8 protein-coding genes and 1 pseudogene are annotated in these 8,508 nt (G+C 43.8%); 6 read left to right on the top strand and 3 right to left on the bottom strand.

The genetic code is table 11. From position 1 onward, the window contains the following. The 3 genes and pseudogenes from ACEYCN_RS03735 to ACEYCN_RS03725 form a co-directional block, all read left to right on the top strand. Nucleotides 1-370 (top strand): annotated as a pseudogene (locus tag ACEYCN_RS03735) (hypothetical protein); the annotation flags it as partial. A gap of 100 nt (nt 371-470) precedes the next feature. Beyond that, nucleotides 471-1,376, top strand: coding sequence for an alpha/beta hydrolase (locus ACEYCN_RS03730; RefSeq protein ID WP_373712963.1), 906 nt, complete (start codon nt 471-473; stop codon nt 1,374-1,376). A 179-nt stretch (nt 1,377-1,555) separates the two neighbouring features. After that, nucleotides 1,556-2,545 carry a lipoate--protein ligase gene (locus ACEYCN_RS03725; protein WP_373712962.1) on the top strand — a complete coding sequence of 330 codons (990 nt, stop codon included), beginning with the start codon at nt 1,556-1,558 and terminating at the stop codon, nt 2,543-2,545. 58 nt (nt 2,546-2,603) lie between these two features. Here the strand turns inward: ACEYCN_RS03725 and ACEYCN_RS03720 are convergent, their stop codons facing one another. Then, on the bottom strand, nt 2,604-3,971 hold the full coding sequence (locus ACEYCN_RS03720) for a CHAP domain-containing protein (protein ID WP_373712961.1): 1,368 nt from the start codon (nt 3,969-3,971) through the stop codon (nt 2,604-2,606). 221 nt (nt 3,972-4,192) lie between these two features. On the opposite strand from ACEYCN_RS03720, the gene ACEYCN_RS03715 reads away from it, so the two are divergent. From ACEYCN_RS03715 to ACEYCN_RS03705, 3 genes are all read left to right on the top strand, one after another. Beyond that, nucleotides 4,193-5,179 carry a rhodanese-related sulfurtransferase gene (locus ACEYCN_RS03715; RefSeq protein ID WP_373712960.1) on the top strand — a complete coding sequence of 329 codons (987 nt, stop codon included), beginning with the start codon at nt 4,193-4,195 and terminating at the stop codon, nt 5,177-5,179. A gap of 172 nt (nt 5,180-5,351) precedes the next feature. After that, nucleotides 5,352-6,161 (top strand): hypothetical protein, encoded by an 810-nt coding sequence (locus ACEYCN_RS03710; RefSeq protein ID WP_373712959.1) that lies wholly within the window; start codon nt 5,352-5,354, stop codon nt 6,159-6,161. Between the two features lie 61 nt (nt 6,162-6,222). Next, on the top strand, nt 6,223-6,873 hold the full coding sequence (locus tag ACEYCN_RS03705) for a uridine kinase (protein ID WP_373712958.1): 651 nt from the start codon (nt 6,223-6,225) through the stop codon (nt 6,871-6,873). 39 nt (nt 6,874-6,912) lie between these two features. Here ACEYCN_RS03705 and rsmG read toward each other — a convergent pair whose 3' ends face one another. Both rsmG and ACEYCN_RS03695 read right to left on the bottom strand, forming a co-directional pair. Next, complete coding sequence (gene rsmG, locus ACEYCN_RS03700) at nt 6,913-7,626, bottom strand: 16S rRNA (guanine(527)-N(7))-methyltransferase RsmG (RefSeq protein ID WP_373712957.1); 714 nt, start codon at nt 7,624-7,626, stop codon at nt 6,913-6,915. A gap of 61 nt (nt 7,627-7,687) precedes the next feature. Then, a partial coding sequence (locus ACEYCN_RS03695) for a penicillin-binding transpeptidase domain-containing protein (protein ID WP_373712956.1) occupies nt 7,688-8,508 on the bottom strand: 821 nt, incomplete at its 5' end.

Below are 8,508 nucleotides of genomic sequence, written 5' to 3'. Positions count from 1 at the left end.
TGGTAGTCTAGTTCAACTGTTGAAAGAATTTCAAGCCATGGACCTGCCTGTTATCATCAACGGTGGTTCGACCTTTGTATCACAATTTGTTGCCGAAAATCCTAAACTCGCAAGACAACTCATCTACGCAGTCAATCAAGAAAGTGTCTTTTTAGCTTACGATTTTGATGCAGACAAGCCTGTTCAGCAGACAGCAGAAGCAGAAGATTTTTATCTGAATTATCTAAGAATGGTCTCCCAAGCAAATATCGCAGTCTATATTATCGAATACGGAGCCAATCCCTATCAGGCGGATAAGATTTTAAAGCAAAGCCAAGAGTTGGGATATAAACCTTATTTAGCACCAGATATTCTCTTGAATAAGGAATGACGACCTTCTAAAAAAGTGGTATTTTCTTTGCAAGAAACTGCTATTTACAAAATACCAAGAAGCTCTATAATAGATTAAAATGAGAAAGGAAGTGCCAGATATGAAGTATTTTGAAAAACCATTAGATAATAATGGATCTTATGCTAAATTTTATCTTCAGGAGCCCAATCAAGAGATTGATTCGGACCGACTTTATCCGAGTTTAGTGATTTGCCCAGGAGGAGCCTATTTTTGGACCTCATTTCGTGAAGATGAGTCAGTTGCACTTCGTTTTCTAGCTGAGGGCTTTCATGTGATAGTGGTTCACTATGCAACAGAGGGATTAGAAAGAATGGCTTCAGATGATATCGAACAACTTCCAGCAAATCCGGTCTCAGCTTTTCCTCGGCCTCTTGTTGCACTAGCTAAGGCAGTGTCTTATCTTAAAGAGAATGCTGCTTCCTTTCATGTTGATTTAAATTATGTCGTTGTTGGCGGTTTTTCGGCAGGGGGCCATATAGCAAGTCAGCTAGGGACACATTGGCACAAACCCTGGCTTCAAGAACTATTGGGAAAAGATAAGGAACTATATAGGCCGACCCATCTCCTCTTGGCATACGCAGCCTTTGCTCTTAATGCCGATACTGATTCTGAAATCTTCGATAAGGTAACATTTGCAGCAACAGGTTATACTCATCCAAGTCAAGAACTCATTGAAAAACTCAATGCGATAGCAAATGTCAGTCCATATACCCCTCCGAGTTTCGTATGGCATACGATGGAGGATAGTTTGGTACCAGCAAGTAATGCTTTAAAATACTGTCAGGCACTAGACGAAATCAACGTACCTTACGAACTTCATATTTTTAACAAGGGCAAACATGGACTTGTATTAGGAGACTTGAGAACAGGTACGAAAGAAAGTAATCAAAACGCTCAAGTATACAAGTGGGTTGATTTGTTTTTAGAGTGGCTGTCCCCTATAAAGACAAATCGCTTCAGCTTCCATAAACCCCAAAAAGGGTAAAGATAAAAGCCAACACCATTTTCTGTAATCAGGAATGGTGTTGGCTTTTACTTTCTAAAGTCGGCTCATTCTAAACAATTCCATTGTCAATTGCCCTCCTTTTCATTATAATAGGAATATCTGTTAAATAAGAAAGGGAACATGTGCCAGTCTGTTTTTGGCGCGCAAGGTAGTAAAATATGAAGTATATCGTCAATAACTCAAACGACCCAGCCTATAATATCGCCCTTGAAGCCTATGCCTTCAAAGAATTGACCGATATTGATGAGATTTTTATCCTTTGGATCAATGAACCAGCCATCATCATCGGCAAGCACCAAAATGCCATCCAGGAAATCAACAAGGAATACACAGATGCTAATGGCATTCATGTGGTTCGCCGTTTGTCCGGTGGTGGGGCTGTTTACCATGACCTCAACAACCTCAACTATACCATCATTTCCAACAAATCAGAAGAAGGTGCCTTTGATTTCAAGACCTTCTCCAAGCCTGTGATTGATACCCTAGCAACCCTTGGCGTAGAAGCCAACTTCACTGGCCGCAATGACTTGGAAATTGACGGCAAGAAAATCTGTGGCAATGCCCAAGCTTACGCTAAAGGCCGCATGATGCACCACGGCTGCCTGCTCTTTGATGTGGACATGTCTGTCTTGGCCAGCGCCCTTAAGGTCAGCAAGGATAAGATTGAGTCCAAGGGTGTTAAGTCTGTCCGTGCCCGCGTGACCAATATCAACAATGAACTGCCTGAAAAGATGACCGTCCTTGAGTTCAAGGAAGCCATCCTCAACCAGATGAAAAAAGAATACCCAGACATGGATGAATATGTCCTGTCAGAAAGCGACTTAGCCCGCATCCAAGAAATCCGTGATAGCCAGTTTGCGACCTGGGACTGGACCTTCGGTGCAACCCCAGAATACACCGTGGAGCGCAGTGTCCGCTACCCAGCTGGTAAGATTACTTCCTACATCAAAACAGAAAAATCTGTCATTGAATCCATCAAGATTTACGGAGACTTCTTCGGAATTGGCGATGTTTCAGATATTGAGAAGCTCCTCGTCGGCACTCGCTACGAGTATGTGGATGTCCTTGAAAAACTAAAAACCATCGACACCACTCATTACTTCTCCCGCATGACCACAGAAGAAGTAGCCAAAGCCATTGTAGCTTAAATAAAGCAAAAAACACTCCATGTTAAGATGGAGTGTTTTACTGTTGTGCAAAGTCAGATTAGTTTGTATAGAAGGAGATGTTTTCATTTTTCCAGCCACGCGTAACCAGTACATTTACTTCATTTTTGTCTGACGAATAAAGGTGGATGTTTAAGCCAGGATGATAGAGGCGGTAGACTGGTCGTGTGCCGGATGAGTACCAGGAAACTCCTTCTGCAGACCACCCTCTTGCAGCCAGGGCGTCATTCTCGGCCTTACTGGTTGTGTAGAGGTGCTCCTTCAAAGAAGAGTTATAAAGCCGATAGACAGGTTGTCCAGCTGTGGCGGTTCCAAATGACCGTCCTTCAAAGTTCCAGCCGCGCTTGCTCAGGGTATTGGCTTCATTTGGATCCTTTGTATAGAGATGGCGTTTGTTACCCGGATGGTAGAGGCGATAAACAGAGGCAATTTTGAAGGTTCCCTTGTTTTGCACAGTGATGCGGGCCTTGGCAATCTTTCCACCAGAAACAGTTGTCGCAATGATATCAACAGTTCCCGCCTTGAGTGCTGTCACTTTTCCGTTCACAACAGTAGCAACCTTTGGGTTGGTTGATTGCCATTTGATGGCCTTGTTGCTAGCTGTCGCTGGACTGACAGTTGCAGTCAGAGTAAAGGAGCTGCCAACTGCCAAGGTTTGGGCATTGGTGTTGAGGCTGATGCTTTGAACATTGTTTTTATTTGCAATGTCTTTAAAGTGGATAAATCCGCTGACTCGACTCTTGTGAATCAAACGCTTGTTATACAAACCCGGGCCGCCTCTCCAGGAATTATAGTCTTCAATCTCTACATAGTCTCCATTGATGCCAGAGACCCAGGCAACGTGCCCATATGAAGATGCGTCCGCCGCATTGGCATCCCACCAGGCAATACTACCCAATGCAGGTGTTTTATTAACAGTATAACCCCTAGATTTAGCACGGCTTCCCCATTCAAAAGCATTACCAAAGTTTCTGACATCTGTAAAACCATTGGCATAGATCAGACGAAAGGCAGCAAATGACGTACATTGGCGATGGTAGTAGCTCCATGGATCAACAGTGTAGTTGGTATAAGGAATCTTCTTCAAGTAGTCCGGATAGTCATCCCCGCGAGCAATACTGATGGCGCTCTCTAGGACCGGAAGTCCACTATCTTCCATTGGTTTTCTGTTCTCGACAGCCTCTTCAGTCGTCGTAGTCGCTTCAGTTGACGGAAGAGTTTCAGTGCTTGGTAAAATGGCATCTGCCACAGTTGTAGTTGTTTCTTCAGTAGTTGTTGAAGTGATTTCGTTCGTAACCGCCGGTTCACTAGTTGTTGTTTCAGTCGTTGCTAACACCTGAATAGAGCTGCTTGTTTCCAACAGTAGAGCCAGCAGTAAAGCAGAGCAAAGTGACTTCCTAAAATTCATAAAATCCTTCTTCCTGATTTCTCATTATATAGTACCAATATTCTACCATGGAAGCTACCTTCTTACTAGCCATCGTACTGAAATTTAAAGAAACTGTAACAAAATTGACATGATAGAAGAGCACCTCCATTTTTCAGCCAAATCATTTCCAATCTATTCTGGAAAAAGATAAAATATAGAATATTGGAAAAATCTAAATTTTATAAAGAATGAGAGAAACTATGTCAAACGATATTCGAGTGTTGTTGTACTACAAGTATGTTCCGATCGAAAATGCAGAAAGCTATGCCAAAGAGCATTTGGCCTTCTGCAAGTCCATCGGCCTCAAAGGACGTATTCTGATTGCGGATGAGGGCATCAATGGGACGGTTTCAGGAGATTATGAAACCACCCAAAAATACATGGATTATGTCCATGCCAACCCTCTCTTTAGCGACCTCTGGTTTAAGATTGATAATGAACCAAAGGATGCCTTCAAAAAAATGTTTGTCCGTTACAAAAAAGAAATTGTCCACCTTGGTTTAGAGGACAATGACTTCGACAGTGACATCAATCCTCTGGTCACAACAGGTGCTTACCTAAATCCAAAGCAATTTAAAGAAGCCCTTTTGGACGAAAATACAGTCGTATTGGACACCCGCAATGACTATGAGTATGACCTCGGTCATTTTCGCGGTGCTATCCGTCCGGACATTCGCAACTTCCGCGAGTTGCCCCAATGGGTTCGCGACAATAAGGAAAAATTCATGGAGAAGCGCGTGGTTGTCTACTGTACTGGCGGCGTTCGCTGTGAAAAATTCTCCGGTTGGATGGTCCGCGAAGGTTTCAAGGATGTAGGCCAACTCCACGGCGGCATTGTGACTTATGGAAAAGATCCAGAAGTCATGGGAGAACTTTGGGATGGCGCTATGTATGTCTTTGATGAGCGCATCTCCGTACCCGTCAACCGTGTCAACCCGACGATTATCAGTAAGGATATGATGACAGGCGAGCCTTGCGAGCGCTATGTCAACTGTGCCAATCCTTTCTGCAATAAACAAGTCTTTATGACCGAAGAGACGGAAAAGAATTATGTTCGTGGCTGTTCAGCAGACTGCCGTGCCCACGAGCGAAACCGCTATGTATCCGAGAACAACCTTACTCGTTCAGAATGGGCTGCTCGCCTCGAAGCTATCGGAGAGAGATTACCAGAAGCGGTTCTTGCCTAAATCAACAGTCAAACAAATCAGTAGCTACTGGTTTGTTTTTTTCATTTGATAAATCAAAATGTCAAAATAACTGGCTTTTTTTGTCGAGCTTTGATAAAATAGTCTTAGTGAAAGAGGTTTCAAATCATCCTCAAATCGGTAACAATAAAAAATAGAAAGGAAACAGTCGTTCATGTTCGCCAGGTTTTCAAGAAAAGAATCCTTGTTGATAGGTCTTTTGATTATTTTAGCCTTGCTAACTCATTCTCAGGTTTCAGCCAGTTCAGTCAAACAAGTCAGTGGTGATGCCGACAACGGAAAATTTGAATTTGTGACCAATGAGTTTCCGACATTTGAGGCAGCCAAGTCCTTTTTTGACGGCCCCATGGAAGAGATGCTGAGTCAACACGAATATCAGGGAGACTTACTTGCAGTAGATCCCAGCACATCAGATACAACTTACATCATCAAGATGCGGGTCAATTTTTCTAAGTACCATGCAGGTTCCAGTCGATTTGAGGTTGAAAAGCTTTCCTGGGATATTATTGCGGCAGCTGATCAGGCCATTGCAAAAATAAAACCCATCCCCGGACAAAACTCTCAAACCCTCATCAATGTCTATCGCCTCTACCATCCTGACATAAAAAACCATCTCTATACGACAGATACTAATGAAGCCAAGATTCTCCAAGGGCGAGGGTGGAACTATGAAGGCATATCTTGGAAGTCAGAAAATAAGCAGGGAGAGGAAGTCTATCGTCTCTACCATCCAGGTATCAAGGTCCATCTCTACACCAAGGACAGCAATGAATATAAGATTTTAGCGACACGAGGCTGGAACCAAGAAGGAGTCTCCTATCGTTCTTATGGAACTGTTCCAGTCTATCGTCTCTACAATCCTGGACTGAAAAAACACCTCTATACAAAGGATCAAAATGAGTATAAGATTTTGGCGACACGAGGCTGGAACCAAGAAGGTCTAGCCTGGAATAGCCAGCCATAGCCATTTCTGGTCTATTTTATCAAACCAGCCGCTTCGGTTGGTTTTTTGTTATAATAGCTCTATGGAAAAATTCATTCAAAAATTAAAAGATTACACGGAAAATCGGAAAACCACAGTGATTCGGATTTGCGGTCATGGTGCCTCGGGAAAATCCACATTTGCGAATAGACTACTGAAAGCATATCCTGCTGGACGGTGCCAAGTTATCGAAACAGATGCCTATATTATTTCAGGAGAATATAGCAAGGATACCTTTCTTCATTATGAACTTCAAGATGAAATCGGCTTTCATCCCATCACGGCCTGCCATCCAGCTCGTCACGAGCTCACTAGTCTAAGGCGTGATTTAATCATGCTCCAGAAAGGGATGGACTGCCTGACAGCAGATTTTCCTTGGTCACCAGAAAAAATCCTGCGGGCAGACTGCCCGGTAACCATCGTCGAAGGGATTACTCCAACATTTTTAGAAGCAGAACTCTTTGATTTATCCCTCTTCTTCTACACTGATGCCGATACAGAATTGCAGCGCCGTCTGGAAAGGGATACTACCCAGCGTGGCCGTCAGCCGGACTTTGTCCTAAAAACCCAGGCCCACAGACGTAGACAATATGAACTCTACATGGAGCCATATAAGGAGGAGTTTGACATGATTATCAACCAATCCAGCAATCATTTTAAGCTAGAAAAAGAAGAGTTTCCAGCTATTCCATAAAAACAAGAAGACCGACATCCTGATGGATATCGGCTGAGTCTACAAGGGACGCTTATTGGGTACTCCGGCCTTGCGGGGGTACTTATTAGGTGTCTCTTTTTTCTTTTCAACAATGGTGAGGGTACGTGGGTCTCCGTTTGGCAACTGGTAGTCCACATTTTCTAGGACCTTGGCAAAGAGGAGATTGAGAGCATTCTTGGCTTGGTGCAATTCATCCTCGGCGCTGGAAGCCTTGAGGGCAATCAGTCTGCCCCCTACCTTGAGAAAGGGGATGGTCAACTCTGACAAAACCTGCATCCGAGCCACCGCGCGAGCCGTTACCAAATCAAACTGGGCCCGAAACTGCTTATCTTGGGCAAAATCTTCCGCCCGCCCATGGTAGAAATGGACGCCTTCTAAGCCCAATTCCTCTGCCAAAAGATGCAGAAACTGGATCCGCTTGTTGAGGGAATCGATGATGGTTACCTCTAGTTGCGGAAAGAGGATTTTCATAGGCAGGCTAGGAAAGCCAGCCCCAGCTCCGATATCCAAAAGGGAAATCGGTTCATTTTGTACATAGCCTTGTAAAATCGGCGCCAGAGAGTCATAGAAGTGCTTGAGGTAGACTTCCTCCTCAGCAGTGATGGCTGTCAGGTTAATTTTTTGATTCCATTCTACTAGCATATGGAAGTAGTCATGAAATTGTTTTTTTTGTAGGTCGGTCAGTTCAAAGCCTAGCTTGGCCAAGTCTTGGTAAAAGATTTCTGGTTTCATGGTTCTATCTTATCATATTCAAGCAAAAAGAAAAACCCAGAAAAATTTCTGAGTTTCATCCTTAATCATTTGAAGGGCTTGCAGGAGAGTTTTCAGCAGTTGTTGGCTCTTCAACCTCCTCTGTAGCTTCCTCTTCTGTGACCCCCTCATCTCCTTCTGTGCTTTCAGGGACAGTTGGAGCAGGTGTCTGACTGGTTGTGGTGTTAGCATACGTGTTGCGGCGCTGAGCACCATTCAGGTAGAGGTAAGAACCATAACGGTATAAACCACTCGGCATCTCCCAGTCCAAGGCAGTTTCCACAGGATTGAGGTAGGTCATCATGCTTCGGAAAACGTCTGTTGCGACCAGATTACCATTATCTAAAATCGGCGTATTTCGGTTTGAATAACCTGTCCAGACCGCCATAGCATACTTGGTAGAATAGCCAACAAAATTATGATCTGGAGCCGCCATGGAACTGCTGGATGCAGCTGGATTTGAAGCCAGAACAGCAGCTAATTCATTATCTGCATAGTTGGAGGTTCCTGTTTTACCAGCGATTGGTACTCCGCTGATAGCAGCATTCGCACCAACTCCGTAGGTTAAGACAGATTTCATCATATCTGTCATCATATAGGCAATTTCTGGACTGAGAACCTGTTTACCCTCAGGAGCGAATTCTTTGGTCGTGTTGTCTGTAAAGACTACCTTGTTGACATATTGTGGCTTGTAGTAGGTACCGCCGTTGGCAAATACAGCGTAGGCAGCAGCCATTTTTTCACTAGAAGCACCGTATTTCTGATCCGACACGGTTGTATTACTGGAAATGGCATTTGAATACAATAGTTCAGGATAGTCGATACCAATACTATTAAGATATTCCAAGGCATTATCCAGACCAG

The organism is Streptococcus sp., assembly GCF_041802885.1.
Taxonomy (GTDB): Bacteria; Bacillota; Bacilli; order Lactobacillales; family Streptococcaceae; genus Streptococcus.
The sequence above is the reverse complement of the archived record's forward strand: the minus strand, read 5'-3'. Positions and strand labels throughout refer to the sequence as shown.